Here is a 13,818-nt window from a genome sequence, read left to right on the forward strand (position 1 = left end):
CCCACTCCAGGAGGGCGGCCCCGGCCTCGGGGTCGGCGGCCGCCCCTTCGAGGGTGATCCTGGTGTGCTCGGAGATGGCGTTGGCACCGGTGACCCCGGCCCAGGCGACGACCTCACCGTCTCGTTCGGCCACCGCCATCGGCCGGGGCATGTCCTCGGTGGCCAGTTGCCAGCCCAGGCCTCCGGGGTGGGTCCCCGTCGGCCATGAGCGCCGGGCGAGCAGTTCGAGCGCGCGAGCGTCCTCGGGACGCGGAGGACGGAGTTCGAGCATGCGGGCCTGCCTTCACCGGTGGGGTCGGCGTACGAGCACACGCTAACCATCGGTGTGCCAGGGCCGCCATCGGTTTTCCACCGATCCGAGCGCCGGTCAGTTACGCACCCGGAAGACGTCGTAGACCCCGTCCACGCCCCGGACGGCCCGCAGCACGCTGCCCAGGTGGGTGGGGTCGGCCATCTCGAAGGTGAAGCGGCTCTGCGCCACCCGGTCGCGGCTGGTCTGCACCGTGGCGGACAGGATGTTGACGTGCTGGTCGGACAACACACGCGTTATGTCGGACAACAGCCGGGAGCGGTCCAGGGCCTCCACGTGCAGGGCCACCAGGAACATGGAGTCCTCGGTGGGCCGCCACTCGACGTCGACCATGCGTTCGTGGTCCAGGCTGGCGGCGTTGGCGCAGTCGGCGCGGTGCACCGACACCCCGTGCCCCTGGGTCACGAAACCGACGATGTCGTCACCGGGCACCGGCGTACAACACTTGGCCAGGCGCGCCCACACGTCGCTGTCGCCCGCCACGACCACGCCCGGGTTGCCCGAGCGCTGGCGCGTGGTGGCGGCCTTGGTGGGCAGAGAGGACTCGGCGATGTCCTCGGTGTGACTCTCCAGCCCGCCCATGGAGTCCACGAGCTTGCTCACGATGCTCTGGGCGCTCACCTGGTGCTCGCCCACCGCGGCGTACAGGGCCTCAACGTCCGCGTAGCGCAGGTCGCCGGCCAGGGCCATGATCGCCTCTCCGCTGAACAGGCGCTTGACCGGAAGCTCCTGTTTTCGCATGACCTTGGCGATCTCCTCCTTGCCCTGCTCGATCGCGGCCTCGCGGCGCTCCTTGGTGAACCAGTGCCGGATCTTGTTGCGGGCGCGAGCGCTCTTGACGAAGTTGAGCCAGTCACGGCTGGGCCCTGCGTCGGGGTCCTTGGAGGTGAGGATCTCCACTGCCTCGCCGTTGTGCAGCTCGTTCTCCAGCGGCACCAGACGGCCGTTGATACGGGCACCGACGGTGCGGTGACCGACCTCGGTGTGCACCGCGTAGGCGAAGTCCACGGCGGTGGCGCCCTGCGGCAGGGAGATGACGTCGCCCTGCGGGGTGAAGACGAACACCTCCTGGACCGACAGGTCGAAGCGCAGCGACTCCAGAAACTCACCCGGGTCCTTGGTCTCCTGCTGCCAGTCGATGAGCTGACGCAGCCACTGCATGTCGGTGGTGGCCTTGGGCCTGGTGTCGGTCCCGGAGGAGTTGCGGTCCTCCTTGTACTTCCAGTGCGCGGCGATACCGTACTCGGCTCGCCGGTGCATGGCACGGGTGCGGATCTGGAGTTCGACCGGGTTGCCGGAGGGACCGATGACCGTCGTGTGCAACGACTGGTACATGTTGAACTTCGGCATCGCGATGTAGTCCTTGAACCGGCCCGGCACCGGGTTCCACCGCGCGTGGATGGTCCCCAGGGCCGCGTAGCAGTCCCGGACGCTGTCCACCAGGACCCGCACGGCGATGAGGTCGTAGATCTCGTCGAAGCCGCAGTTGCGGGCGATCATCTTCTGGTAGATCGAGTAGTAGTGCTTGGGCCGCCCGCGCACCGTCGCCTTGAGTTTGGACTCGCGCAGGTCGCCCGAGACCGCCTCGATGACCTCCTGCAGGTACACGTCGCGCCGGGGGGCGCGTTCGGAGACCAGTCGGGCTATCTCGTCGAAGCGCTTGGGATAGAGGGTGGCGAACGCCAGATCCTCCAGCTCCCACTTGATGGTGTTCATACCCAGGCGGTGGGCGAGCGGCGCGAAGATCTCGAGGGTCTCGCGGGCCTTCTTCTCGCGCTTGGCCTTCTTGGGCAGGTAGCGCAGGGTGCGCATGTTGTGCAGGCGGTCGCAGAGCTTGATGACCAGCACGCGGATGTCGCGGGCCATGGCCACGACCATCTTGCGGACCGTCTCGGCCTGGGTGGCCTCGCCGTACTTGACCTTGTCCAGCTTGGTGACCCCGTCGACCAGAAGGGCGATCTCGTCGCCGAAGTCGGCCCGGAGCTCGTCGAGGGAGTAGTCGGTGTCCTCGACCGTGTCGTGCAGCAGGGCACCGGCGAGGGTGGCCTCCTGCATGCCGAGTTCGGCGAGGATGGTGGCCACCGCGAGCGGGTGGGTGATGTAGGGGTCGCCGCTCTTGCGTTTTTGATGGCGATGATGGTGTGCGGCGACCTCGTAGGCGCGCTCGATCAGACGGACGTCCACCTTGGGGTGGGTGGCGCGCACCGTCTTGATCAGTGGTTCGAGCACCGGGTTCATCGTCACTCCCCGCTGGGCGCCGAGTCGGGCGAGCCTTCTGCGTACTCGCACGGTGGAGGGCGTGGTGGTCGCCGGTTGCCGCCCCTGGGCCCCCTGCCCGGAGACGTCCTGCTCGGATACGTCGGAGGGCGCCGCTTGTTCCGCGGCGCCCTCCGGCCGTTCCTCACGTGGTCTGTCGTCGGGGCTCACGTGGGCTCCGACGTCGCGCCCTTCCGGCATGCCGGCGTGGGCGTCCCCCCGTGGGGCACGCCCCTCGTCGGCGGTCGTCTCCCGTTCGGCGGCCGAACCCCGCGGGGCCTTCGACCCCTGCTCCCGTGCGGACACCGCTCCGGTCGAGACCACTTCGCTTGGCATGCCTACCTCCCGCGGATCCGCCCGGTGGAGCCGACAGTCCAAGGATCGGCTGCCTTCCGGAACGCGTGCGTGTCATCAGGGCCCGTCACCGACGTGGCCGCCGCGGTCACCTCTCCCACCAGTCTATGTGGCGCCCGCCCAGGTGGGGCGGGGTAGCGGGACCGGACCCCCTCATACGTCGCCGTACTCCGGCGCCCCGATGGTACGCGTCGTGACCCTGGTCACCGATTGCGTCACACCGAGTACTGGAGTAGGTCAACGAGGAGGGACCGTCGCACTATTCCCACCGTGCGCGCGAGGCCGTCCGGTCAGACCGAGAGGAGGGTGTGCAGCTCCACGTCGGGCAGCTTCTCGCGTCCTCGGAGCGCGGAGAGCTCCATCAGAACGGAGAATCCCACGACCGTACCACCAGCCTTGTGGACCAACTCCACCGCAGCCCTGCCCGTGCCACCCGTCGCGAGCACGTCGTCGACGATGAGGACACGGCTGCCCGGAGTGATCGCGTCGGCGTGGATCTCGACGGTCGCGGTGCCGTATTCGAGATCATAGGCCTGATCGATGGTGTTCGCGGGCAGTTTCCCGGCTTTGCGCGCCGGAACGAAGCCCGCGCCCAGCGCCATGGCCACGGGGGCACCGAAGATGAAGCCGCGCGCCTCCAACCCGACGACGTGGTCGACACCGCCCTCGCGGTAGGGAGCACTGAGCCCGTCGACCGTGGCGGCGAAGGCCTCCCGGTGGTTCAGCAGCGGGGTGATGTCCTTGAACAGGATGCCCTCGTGCGGGAAGTCCGGGACGTCGCGGATGTTGGCCTCGATCAAGGCGAGGTCCGCGTCGGGCGTCACGGTGTCGTTGGTCATGGCGGCTCAGGCCTTCGTTTCAGATGGGTGACGGGTTCGGTGGAGGTCACCGAAAAGCAGCGGTACCGGCCCCGGTGTTCGGGGGCCGGTACCGAAGTCTGTGATGCGCGACGGGCGCGGGAGGAGACGGGCCCTCCGGGCTCCTAGCCCTTGGGCTTGTCGTCGTCCCCGAAGTCGGGACGGTCCTCGACCGGGGTGTCGTCGGCGGCGGGGGTGATGACCTCACCGACACCGGCCTTGAGCATACGGATTCGGGTGCCCGGAGCGATCTCCAGCAGCACGTCCTGGTCGTGGATCTCGACGATGGTGGCGAAGATGCCCGCCTTGGTCATGACCTCGACGCCGGGGACCAGGGAGGTCTGCATCTGCATCTCCTGCTGGCGGCGCTTCTGGTTCGGGCGCCAGAACAGCAGCCAGAAGACCAGGAGGATCAGTACGAAGGGAAGCAACATGCCGATGATGCTGCCCTCGCCCTGGGGGGCGTCCGCTGCGAGATTGATAAGGCCCTGCACGGGGCGTCCTTCCTGACGTTTCTCGTGGACGACGGCTGTCGGCTCGTGACACCCGTGACGACCACCTTGCGGGTCGCCCGACCACGGCGGCCGGATTCGCACCCGGCGTATACAACGCACCAGGGTGCCAACTCGTTCCGCCGATGTCGAAACGACACCTCACGGGGTGGTGCCCCGATCTTGGCCGGTACGTCCCAGTTTACGTGGCGAGGGTCACCGGTCACCATCCCCCCGGGTTCGGGGGGGCTAACGGTTCGGCCCCGTTTTCGCTCGTGGACTCCATCGTGACAGGTAAGAGCGGCCGGCACCCGGGCTTCAGGGCGTGGCGCCGTCGGTGCCCGTGGCACCGACGGTGCTCGCGGCCGCCTGGGCCGCACCGAACGCGGCGTCGGGCGGCGGGGTCAGTCCCATGTGCGCCCAGGCCTGCGGGGTGGCGACCCTCCCCCGCGGGGTGCGGGCCAGGAAGCCGGAGCGGACGAGGAAGGGTTCGGCGACCACCTCCACGGTCTCTGCCTCCTCCCCCACCGACACCGCCAGGGTGGACAGCCCCACCGGCCCACCCCGGAAACGGTTCATGAGCACGTCGAGGATGGCCCGGTCCAGTCGGTCCAGGCCCAGCGCGTCAACTTCGTACAGTTCCAGGGCCGCGTGCGCGTTGGCCAGGGTGAGCTGTCCGTCGCCGCGCACCTCCGCGTAGTCGCGGACCCGGCGCAGCAACCGGTTGGCGATACGGGGCGTGCCGCGCGAACGCCCGGCGATCTCTCGGGCGGCGTCCTCGTCCAGGGGCGCGCCGAGCAGCCCCGCCGACCGGTGCAGGATGCGTTCCAGTTCGGCGGGTTCGTAGAAGTCCATGTGCGCGGTGAACCCGAACCGGTCGCGTAGCGGGGCGGGCAGCATCCCGGCCCGCGTGGTGGCTCCGACCAGGGTGAACGGGGCGATGTCCAGGGGGATGGCGGTGGCGCCGGGGCCCTTTCCGACCACGACGTCGACCCGGAAGTCCTCCATGGCGACGTAGAGCATCTCCTCCGCGGGACGGGCCATGCGGTGGATCTCGTCGAGGAAGAGGACCTCGCCCTCCTGGAGTGTGGAGAGCACCGCGGCCAGGTCACCGGAGCGCTCGATGGCGGGACCGGAGCTGATGCGCAACGGTGCACCCAGTTCGGCGGCGATGATCATGGCCAGGGTGGTCTTGCCCAGACCGGGACCGCCGGACATGAGGATGTGGTCGGGGGCGCGGTTGCGACGCTGCGCGCTGTGCAGGACCAGGGACAACTGTTCGCGGACCCGTTCCTGGCCGACGAACTCGTCCAGCACTCGGGGGCGCAGCGCCCCCTCGATCCGGAGCTCGTCGACGTCGGCCTCGGGTGAGACCGCATCGCGTTCGTGCACGGGGTTCTCCTTCGGGCCTTAGGCGCGGCTGAGCTTGCGCAGGGCACTGCGCAGCAGGACTGTGACGTCGCTGGTGTCCTCGGCCTCGGCGGCGACGGCGGAGGCGGCGGCCTCGGCGTCCTTGCTGGACCACCCGAGGTTGACCAGGCCGGAGACGACCTGTCCCCGCCAGGCGCCGTTGGGCCGACCGGCGGCGGTGGGGGCCGCGCCGGGCAGGGTGCCGTCGGTGCCGATCGGCGCCTCCAGCTTGCCCTTCAGCTCCAGCACGATGCGCTGGGCCCCCTTCTTGCCGATGCCGGGGACCCTGGTCAGGGCGGCGGTGTCCTCCGTGTGGACGGCCTGACGGAGGCTGTCGGGGCTGTGCACGGCGAGCATGGCCAGGGCCAGGCGGGGGCCCACGCCCGAGGCGGTCTGCAACTGCTCGAACAGGTGCTTCTCATCGTCGTCGACGAACCCGAACAGGGTGAGGGAGTCCTCGCGCACGACCATGCTCGTGGCCACGGTGCCCTCCTCCCCCACATGCAGTCGGGACAGGGCGGAGGGGGTGCACTGGACGGTCATGCCGACCCCGCCGACGTCGATGACGGCGCTGCCCGCGCCGCGTGCGGCCACCCGGCCGGTGAGGAACGCGATCATCTTTCATGGACACCCGAAGGGGTGTCCGTCTCCTTCCTGGGGGCGGTGTCAGCGGCCGCGTGCTCGGCGGGCCAGTTCCACCTTGCGGGCGAAGTCCTGTTGGGCCCGGGCCACCCGGGACTGGGCGCCGCCGCGCCAGATGTTGCAGATGGCCAGGGCCACGGCGTCGGCGGCGTCGGCGGGTTTGGGCGGGCCGTCGAGTCCGAGGATACGCGCCACCATCGTGCCGACCTGTGCCTTGTCGGCACGACCGTTGCCGGTGATGGCGGCCTTGGCCTCGCTGGGTGTGTGGGTGACGACGGGCAGGCCACGGCGGGCCGCGCAGACCAGGGCGAGGCCGCTGGCCTGGGCGGTGCCCATGACGGTGCTGAGGTTGTGCTGGGCGAAGACGCGTTCGACGGCCGCGGCTTCGGGTTCGTACTTGTCGAGCCAATCCTCGATGCCGCGTTCGATTCCCAGGAGGCGCTGGGGCAGGTCGGTGTCGGGGGTGGTGCGGATCGCGTCGGCGGCGATCAGTCGCAGCGGGCGGCCGATGGAACCCTCGACGACGGCGATGCCGCAGCGGGTCAGTCCCGGGTCGATCCCCAGCACGCGCACGTGGTCACTCTGCTTTCCGTCGATCGATCGAACGTTCGTTCGCACCATGCTAGCGGCGCGGAACGACAGCGCCCGCCGCCCGCCGGGCGTGTCGAAGCCACCGGCCCGGGGCTGGACAGCGGACGAGGCTCGGGCTACGTTGTTCTCAGATAGAGAATTACTCAACTTGAGAACAACCAGGGGGTCAACGGTGTCCGAGGGGATCGATCGGCGATACGACGACGGGGACGAACGCGGGTTCCTGTCCTCCTACGACCCGCACGCCTTCGCGCCCGCCGCGGTGACCGTGGACGTGGTCGCCCTGACCATCCGCGAGGGTCTGCCCCACGTCCTGTTGGCCCGTCGTGCCGCGCACCCCCAACGCGGGCTGTGGGCACTGCCCGGAGGGTTCGTCCGCGCCGAGGACTCCGAGGCCGGACCCGCCGACCCCGACCTTCCCGACGCCGCGCTGCGGGTCCTCGCCGAGAAGACCCCGATGCCAGCCGAGATCCACCTGGAACAGCTGGGCACCTACGGAGCGCTCGACCGCGACCCGCGCATGCGGGTGATCTCCGTGGCGTACATGGTGTTCGCCCCCGACCTGCCCGACCCCGGGACGGGACGCGACATCTCCGAAGCCGCTTGGGCGCCCTGGACCACGGCGGAGGAGACGGCCTTCGATCACGCGCGCATCCTCGACGACGCCCTCGAACGGGCCCGCTCCAAACTGGAGTACACGTCGCTGGCCACAGCGTTCCTCCCCCCGACCTTCACCATCACCGCCCTGCGCGGGGTGTACGAGGCGATCTGGGGGCGCACCCTGCACGCCGCCAACTTCCACCGCAAGATCCTCGCCACTCCCGGCTTCGTCGAGGACACCGGCGAACTGTCCGACCGCGGCGGCTCGGGCGGAGGGCGGCGCGCCCGCCTGTACCGGGCGGGCGAGGCCGCCCTGCTGCACCCGCCGCTGCTCCGCGGCGCCCAGTGACCGGCCACGACCCCCACCCCCGAAGGGAGGGCACATGAACATGGAACCGCGCACGCACGACGACTTCGACTCCGCCCTGCGCGGGGTCGACCTGGCCGGCGGACCCACCGACCTGTTCGGACCGCTGCCACGGGACGGCCGCATCCCGCCGGACGCCACCGCCGCCTACCGTCGGCTCGCCCGGCTCCTGCACCCCGACACCGCACCCGCGCGGCGCAGGGACGACGCGGCCGGCGGGTTCACCCGTCTCGTCCATTCCTGGCGCCGCTACCGGGACGCGGTCCACGGCGGCCCGGGCCCGGACGACCTGGTCCTGACCACCGCGGAGCGCACCTACCACGTCGACCGCGGCGACCCCTTGGCCGAGGGCGACATCGCCGACCTTCGCGCGGTGCGCTACCGGGACGGGGAACAGTGGCGGGACGCGGTGCTCAAGCTCCCCCGCGCGCACCGCGACAACGACCTGGTGCGGGCCGAGGCCGACGCCCTGCGGCGTATCCGCGAACGGGGCGCGCGCCGATACCGCGCGTTCAGGCCCGAACTGGTCGGAACGCTCCGACACCGGGATCCGACCACACGGGTGGAGCGGCACGGCAACGTCCTACGGAGGCTGTCGGGCTTCCACGACCTGGCCGAGGTACGGCGTGCCCACCCGGACGGGATCGACCCGCGCGACGCCGCCTGGATGTGGCGCCGGTTGCTGGTGGCGATCGGCGACGCCCACCGGGCCGGGGTCGTGCACGGGGCCGTGGTGCCCGAACACGTGCTGATCCACCCGGACAAGCACGGTCTGGTGCTCGTGGACTGGTGCTACTCGGTGCGCTTCGACACGCCCCGTGCGGCCCCGCACGTCCCGGCGTTGGTGCCGCACCGGAAGGACATGTACCCGCCCGAGGTCGCCGCCCGGCGGCCCGCGTGTCCCGCCACCGACGTCCACATGGCGACCAGGTGCGTGGAGTTCGTTACCGCCGGCCGATTGCCCCGGCAGCTGGCGGCGTTCGCTCGCGGCAGTTCGCTGCCGGCGCCCGAGCGACGACCGTCCGACGCGTTCGCCCTGCTGGATGAGCTGGACCGAGCCCTGGAGCGGGTTTTCGGACCGCGCCGGTTCCGTCCCTTCCACATGCCCGACTGACCACTCGGTCCCCGAACCGAACCCTCATCACCACCGAAGGAGACCACCATGGGAAGCAGCCACTGGTCCACCGACGCCTACCACGCCCGCCAGGCCTTCCGGGACTCCCGCGGCATCGGAGCGTTCGATTACCACGACAACGCGACCAAGGGGGCGCGCTCCACCTGGCGGCCGCACCCGACCCTCGACCCGCACGGGGTCACCGTCCGCGAGAGCCGCGACTCCGACGCACACCCGAACTCGCTGGCGGTGTCGGTACTGTTCGACGTCACCGGCTCCATGGGAGGCGTTCCGCGCGTGCTGCGCACCAAGCTGCCCGATCTGTTCGGTCTGCTGCTGCGCAAGGGGTACGTGGAGGACCCGCAGATCCTGTTCGGCGCCATCGGTGACGCCACGTGCGACCGGGTGCCCCTGCAGATCGGCCAGTTCGAGTCCGGCAACGAACTGGAGGACGACCTCGGCAACCTGCTCCTGGAGGGCGGCGGCGGAGGTCGGTTGACCGAGTCCTACGAGCTGGCCATGTACTTCATGGCCCGGCACACCGCCATGGACTGCCTGGACAAGCGCGGCCGGCGCGGTTACCTGTTCGTCGTCGGCGACGAGATGGCCTACGGGGCGGTCAAGGCCCGCGAGGTGCGCGAGGTGATCGGCGACGACCTGACCGAGAACATCGCGTTCCCCGCCATCCTGGACGAGCTGCGACGCCGGTTCGAGGTCTTCTACATCATGCCGACCGGTAGCGCCCACTTCCGCGACGACCGGGTCCGGACGTTCTGGGACGAGCACCTGGGCCAGAACCTGATCCTGTTGGAGGACCTGGACGCGGTGTGCGAGACCATCGCCGTCACCGTCGGTCTGGGCGAGGAGGCCATCGACCTGGAGGAAGGGCTGCGGGACCTGGCCGACGCCGGCTCGGACGCCGGCGAGGCCGTCGGCAAGGCGCTGCGTCCACTGTCGCGGGGCCGCGGGTCGGTCGTCTCCGCACCGGGCCTGGGCGGTTCGACCGGCGACGGACCGGGGGTGGACCGGCTGTGACCGCGCACGCGATCGTCGTCGACCTGGGGTTCGGCGACGCCGGCAAGGGGGTGACCGTGGACCTGCTGTGCGCGACCGGCGACTACGGCGCGGTCGTGCGGGCCAACGGGGGCGCCCAGGCGGCGCACAACGTGGTCACCCCCGACCGACGGCACCACACGTTCTCCCAGTTCGGGGCGGGCACGCTCGCCCCGAACGGGCCGGTGCCCACCCACCTGTCCCGGTTCATGGTGGTGGACCCGTTCGCGTTGGCGATGGAGGCCGCGCACCTGGTGTCGCTCGGGGTCGCGGACCCGTTGTCACTGGTCACCGTGGACCGGCGTGCGTTGATCAGCACGCCGTGGCACCGGGCGGCCAACCGGGCCCGGGAGCGGGCCCGGGGCGCGGACCGGCACGGGTCCTGTGGGATGGGCGTGGGCGAGACCATGGCCTACGCCCTCGACCACCCCGACCTGGCGCCCACCGCGGGCGACTGCGCCGTACCCTCGCGGTTGCGCCGCAAGCTGACGGCCCTGGCCGAGGCGCTCGGGGTGCAGGGCCCGGGAGGGGAGGGCGACCCCGACCTGGAGGAGTGCCTGGAGGCCTACGCCGCGTTCGCCGGACGGGTGCGCCTGGTGGACGAGACGTACCTGCCCCGGCTGCTGGCTCGCGCTCCGGTGGTGTTCGAGGGGGCCCAGGGTGTGCTGTTGGACGAATGGCACGGCTTCCACCCGCACACCACCTGGTCCACGACCACGACCGCCAACCCGCTGACCCTGCTCCACGAGGCCGGACGGCCGGGTGACGCCCACCGACTCGGGGTGCTGCGCACCTTCACCACCAGGCACGGGGCCGGTCCGCTGGTGACCGAGGACCCCGTGCTCTGCGCCCGGTTGCCCGACCGGCACAACCGCGACCACCCCTGGCAGGGGGCGTTCCGGGTCGGGCACCTGGACCTGGTGGCGACCCGGTACGCCTTGGCCGCCACCGGCGGGGTGGACGCCCTGGTGGTGACGCACGCCGACGCCCCCGACCGACTCGGACGGGAGCCGCGCTGGTGCACGGAGTATCGGGACGAGGCGGGCACGCCACTGAGCATCGCTCCGGGACCCGCCGGCGACCTGGACCGACAGGCCGCGCTCACCCGGAGACTGGCCGGCGCCCGCCCCGTGCTCGCGCCGATCCCCGAGGAGCCGGCCGAGGCGATCTCCCGCGCCCTCGGAACGCCCCTGGCGGCGGTGTTCTCCGGCCCGACCCGAGCCGACGCGCGTGTGGTCACCGAAAGGGGCCGCGCCGTTCCGGGCCCTTAGACCCGTGGACGACCGGGATCCGGCGTGTGGAGTGCACGGGCGCGGCCGCGTGTCGGTCCGGCGTGGCCGGCGTGAGGACATGGATTCCATGAATTTCCCCTCCTTGGCGAGAGGGGCCTCGCCCCTCGCGGGATGAGGTTCCCGTTTCATCGGTCCGTTCCTCCTCGGAGAACTCCAAGGCCGGTCTTACCGCTCCTCCACAGGCGTTTCACCTCTCCGCCGGCCCAGCGGCGAGGATGTCCTTCGCCGCGTTCACGTGAGCGCACCCCCGAAGTCGAGCACGGTTTCGAGCCGGGGAACCAGCGATCCACGAGCAGCAGCTCCCGCCCGTGGTTGGCGAACGTCGCGCTCTTGCGGGACTCCTTGCGGGACTTGCATCTCGGGTACTTCGCCCGCTTGGCGAAGAAGGCCGCGTTCTTCCCCCGCCCGAAGGGCGGGAACCCGCTGTGGAAACATGATCACCGACCCGAGGTCCGCGCGTTCCTCACCGAGGGGACCCGGATCGGCGAGATCGCCTACGCCTCCGCCGACGGTCGCTCCCTGGTCCTGCCGGTGTGGTTCGTTCCGGAGGGCGACGCCCTGGTGTCGGAGGAACCCGGGGGGGCTGAACCGCACGGCCACGGAGATCGCCCGCCGCTGCACGGGCACCGAACGCGCCGAGGAGTTCGGCCGCCGCAACGCTGTCCCCGGGAAACCGGTGGTGCGACTGCGACCCGTCAAGGTGATCGCCGCGATGAACACGACCGACTGACGATCACGACGTGGACACGCCTGTGGCCGCACCCTCGGGGTGCGGCCACAGGAGCTGAAGAGGAGGAGCGGTCCCTAGAGTTCGGCCAGGACCTCGTCCGGGATGTCCGCGTTGGTGAAGACGTTCTGGACGTCGTCGGAGTCCTCCAGGGCGTCCACCACGCGCATGACCTTCTTGGCGGCCTCGGCGTCGACCGGGACCTCCATGCTGGGCAGCCAGTTGGAGTCGGCCGAGTCGTAGTCGATGCCGGCCTCCTGCAGCGCCGTGCGGACCGGGACCAGGTCGGTGGCCTCGCAGATGATCTCGAAGGACTCACCGAGGTCCTCGACCTCCTCGGCACCGGCGTCCAGGACCGCGAGGGTCACGTCGTCCTCGGTGGTGCCCTCCTTGGGCACGATCACGACGCCCTTTCGGTTGAACAGGTACGACACCGAACCGGCGTCGGCCATGTTGCCGCCGTTGCGGGTGACCGCCACTCGCACCTCGGAGGCGGCGCGGTTGCGGTTGTCGGTGAGGCACTCCACCAACAGGGCCACCCCTCCCGGGGCGTAGCCCTCGTACATGATGGTCTCCCACTCGGCTCCACCGGCCTCCTCACCGGAGCCACGCTTGCGGGCACGCTCGATGTTGTCGAGCGGAACGGAGTTCTTCTTCGCCTTCTGGATGGCGTCGTAGAGCGTCGGGTTCCCGTCGGGATCACCGCCGCCCGTACGGGCCGCCACCTCGATGTGCTTGATCAGCTTCGCGAAGAGCTTGCCGCGCTTGGCGTCGATGACGGCCTTTTTGTGCTTGGTGGTGGCCCACTTGGAGTGGCCGGCCATGGGAGTCCTTTCACGATGTCGACGAACAGGCGGTGGATACGAGTGTCGCCGGTCAGTTCCGGGTGGAAGGACGTGGCGACCAGACCGCCCTGTCGTACGGCGACGATTCTATCCTTCCCACCGGGACCGGTGGCACGACCCAGAACGGTGACCGCCGGTCCGACCCTCTCCACCCACGGAGCGCGGATGAAGACCGCGTCGAAGGGCTCCTCCCCGATCCCGTCCACGCTCACGCGCGCCTCGAACGACTCCGTCTGGCGGCCGAAGGCGTTGCGGCGCACGGTCATGTCGATTCCGCCGACCGTTCTCTGGTCTTCGGTGCCGCCGAGGATCTCGTCGGCGAGCATGATCATGCCGGCGCAGGTCCCGTAGGCGGGCATGCCCGCCGCGACGCGTTCGCGCAACGGCCCCATGAGCCCGTACCGCAGCGCCAGTTTGGACATGGTCGTGGACTCGCCGCCGGGCAGGACGAGACCGTCCACGGCCTCCAGGTGTTCGGGCGACAGCACCTTCACCGCGTGCACGTCCAGGGACCGCAGGACGGCGATGTGCTCGGCGACGTCACCCTGTAGGGCGAGGACTCCGATGGTGGGTGCGGTGGTCAAGTGCGGGCCTCTCTCGGTCGGTGGGGAAGGTTCATGGGCGCCGAAGAGGGGACGGGGGCGGCGGGGCCTCCGTGGGCCCCGCCGCCCCCGTTCGTTCTCGGGTGCGTCCCTACCAGCCTCGACCGGCGTAACGCTGTGAGTCGGGCTGCTCTTCCAGGTTGATGCCGACCATGGCCTCGCCCAGGCCCCGGGAGACGCGGGCGATCACGGCAGGGTCCTCGTAGTGCAGGGTGGCCTGCACGATGGCGTCGGCGCGCTTGGCCGGGTCACCGGACTTGAAGATGCCCGAACCCACGAAGACGCTCTCCGCGCCCAGTTGACGCAT

At 70.5% G+C, this 13,818-nt stretch carries 12 protein-coding genes and 3 pseudogenes; 5 read left to right on the forward strand and 10 right to left on the reverse strand.

Annotated elements, in window-relative coordinates:
• The 7 genes and pseudogenes from K8V84_RS08145 to ruvC all read right to left on the reverse strand — a co-directional run.
• A pseudogene (locus K8V84_RS08145) lies at positions 1-271 on the reverse strand (GNAT family N-acetyltransferase); the annotation flags it as partial.
• A 96-nt stretch (positions 272-367) separates the two neighbouring features.
• Positions 368-2,548, reverse strand: a complete 2,181-nt coding sequence (locus tag K8V84_RS08150) for a bifunctional (p)ppGpp synthetase/guanosine-3',5'-bis(diphosphate) 3'-pyrophosphohydrolase (protein WP_304072553.1) — start codon at positions 2,546-2,548, stop codon at positions 368-370.
• 662 nt (positions 2,549-3,210) lie between these two features.
• Positions 3,211-3,759, reverse strand: a complete 549-nt coding sequence (locus tag K8V84_RS08155; protein ID WP_304072528.1) for an adenine phosphoribosyltransferase — start codon at positions 3,757-3,759, stop codon at positions 3,211-3,213.
• Positions 3,760-3,902: 143 nt separating this feature from the next.
• Positions 3,903-4,271 (reverse strand): preprotein translocase subunit YajC, encoded by a 369-nt coding sequence (gene yajC / locus K8V84_RS08160; protein WP_067600762.1) that lies wholly within the window; start codon positions 4,269-4,271, stop codon positions 3,903-3,905.
• 315 nt (positions 4,272-4,586) lie between these two features.
• A complete protein-coding gene (gene ruvB, locus K8V84_RS08165; protein ID WP_304072531.1) occupies positions 4,587-5,660 on the reverse strand; it encodes a Holliday junction branch migration DNA helicase RuvB in 1,074 nt (357 codons plus the stop codon).
• Positions 5,661-5,678: 18 nt separating this feature from the next.
• The gene (gene ruvA, locus K8V84_RS08170; RefSeq protein WP_304072534.1) at positions 5,679-6,296 is read right to left on the reverse strand and encodes a Holliday junction branch migration protein RuvA; all 618 of its coding nucleotides are present in this window, start codon (positions 6,294-6,296) and stop codon (positions 5,679-5,681) included.
• A 48-nt stretch (positions 6,297-6,344) separates the two neighbouring features.
• Positions 6,345-6,893 (reverse strand): crossover junction endodeoxyribonuclease RuvC, encoded by a 549-nt coding sequence (ruvC, locus tag K8V84_RS08175; RefSeq protein ID WP_304072535.1) that lies wholly within the window; start codon positions 6,891-6,893, stop codon positions 6,345-6,347.
• A gap of 190 nt (positions 6,894-7,083) precedes the next feature.
• On the opposite strand from ruvC, the gene K8V84_RS08180 reads away from it, so the two are divergent.
• From K8V84_RS08180 to K8V84_RS08200, 5 genes and pseudogenes are all read left to right on the forward strand, one after another.
• A complete protein-coding gene (locus K8V84_RS08180) occupies positions 7,084-7,860 on the forward strand; it encodes an NUDIX domain-containing protein (RefSeq protein ID WP_304072537.1) in 777 nt (258 codons plus the stop codon).
• 34 nt (positions 7,861-7,894) lie between these two features.
• Positions 7,895-8,992, forward strand: a complete 1,098-nt coding sequence (locus tag K8V84_RS08185; protein ID WP_304072539.1) for a lipopolysaccharide kinase InaA family protein — start codon at positions 7,895-7,897, stop codon at positions 8,990-8,992.
• A gap of 48 nt (positions 8,993-9,040) precedes the next feature.
• Complete coding sequence (locus K8V84_RS08190; protein ID WP_304072542.1) at positions 9,041-10,027, forward strand: hypothetical protein; 987 nt, start codon at positions 9,041-9,043, stop codon at positions 10,025-10,027.
• A complete protein-coding gene (locus K8V84_RS08195; RefSeq protein WP_304072544.1) occupies positions 10,024-11,316 on the forward strand; it encodes an adenylosuccinate synthetase in 1,293 nt (430 codons plus the stop codon). The genes K8V84_RS08190 and K8V84_RS08195 overlap by 4 nt, the downstream gene beginning before the upstream one ends.
• A gap of 444 nt (positions 11,317-11,760) precedes the next feature.
• Positions 11,761-12,067, forward strand: a pseudogene (locus K8V84_RS08200) (hypothetical protein).
• A 74-nt stretch (positions 12,068-12,141) separates the two neighbouring features.
• On the opposite strand, the gene K8V84_RS08205 reads toward K8V84_RS08200, so the two are convergent.
• The 3 genes and pseudogenes from K8V84_RS08205 to K8V84_RS08215 form a co-directional block, all read right to left on the reverse strand.
• The gene (locus K8V84_RS08205) at positions 12,142-12,888 is read right to left on the reverse strand and encodes a YebC/PmpR family DNA-binding transcriptional regulator (RefSeq protein WP_304072547.1); all 747 of its coding nucleotides are present in this window, start codon (positions 12,886-12,888) and stop codon (positions 12,142-12,144) included.
• Positions 12,804-13,493 carry a pyridoxal 5'-phosphate synthase glutaminase subunit PdxT gene (gene pdxT, locus K8V84_RS08210; RefSeq protein ID WP_304072550.1) on the reverse strand — a complete coding sequence of 230 codons (690 nt, stop codon included), beginning with the start codon at positions 13,491-13,493 and terminating at the stop codon, positions 12,804-12,806. Before pdxT ends, K8V84_RS08205 begins: the two co-directional genes overlap by 85 nt.
• 109 nt (positions 13,494-13,602) lie before the next feature.
• A pseudogene (locus tag K8V84_RS08215) lies at positions 13,603-13,818 on the reverse strand (pyridoxal 5'-phosphate synthase lyase subunit PdxS); the annotation flags it as partial.

The organism is Nocardiopsis listeri (assembly GCF_020741345.1).
GTDB lineage: Bacteria > Actinomycetota > Actinomycetes > Streptosporangiales > Streptosporangiaceae > Nocardiopsis > Nocardiopsis listeri_A.

Coding starts and splice junctions, on each gene's coding strand:
- K8V84_RS08190 (WP_304072542.1), top strand. CDS start 9,041: ATGGGAAGCAGCCACTGGTCCACCGACGCCTACCACGCCCGCCAGGCC.
- K8V84_RS08155 (WP_304072528.1), bottom strand. CDS start 3,759: ATGACCAACGACACCGTGACGCCCGACGCGGACCTCGCCTTGATCGAG.
- K8V84_RS08205 (WP_304072547.1), bottom strand. CDS start 12,888: ATGGCCGGCCACTCCAAGTGGGCCACCACCAAGCACAAAAAGGCCGTC.
- ruvA (WP_304072534.1), bottom strand. CDS start 6,296: ATGATCGCGTTCCTCACCGGCCGGGTGGCCGCACGCGGCGCGGGCAGC.
- K8V84_RS08150 (WP_304072553.1), bottom strand. CDS start 2,548: ATGAACCCGGTGCTCGAACCACTGATCAAGACGGTGCGCGCCACCCAC.
- K8V84_RS08185 (WP_304072539.1), top strand. CDS start 7,895: ATGAACATGGAACCGCGCACGCACGACGACTTCGACTCCGCCCTGCGC.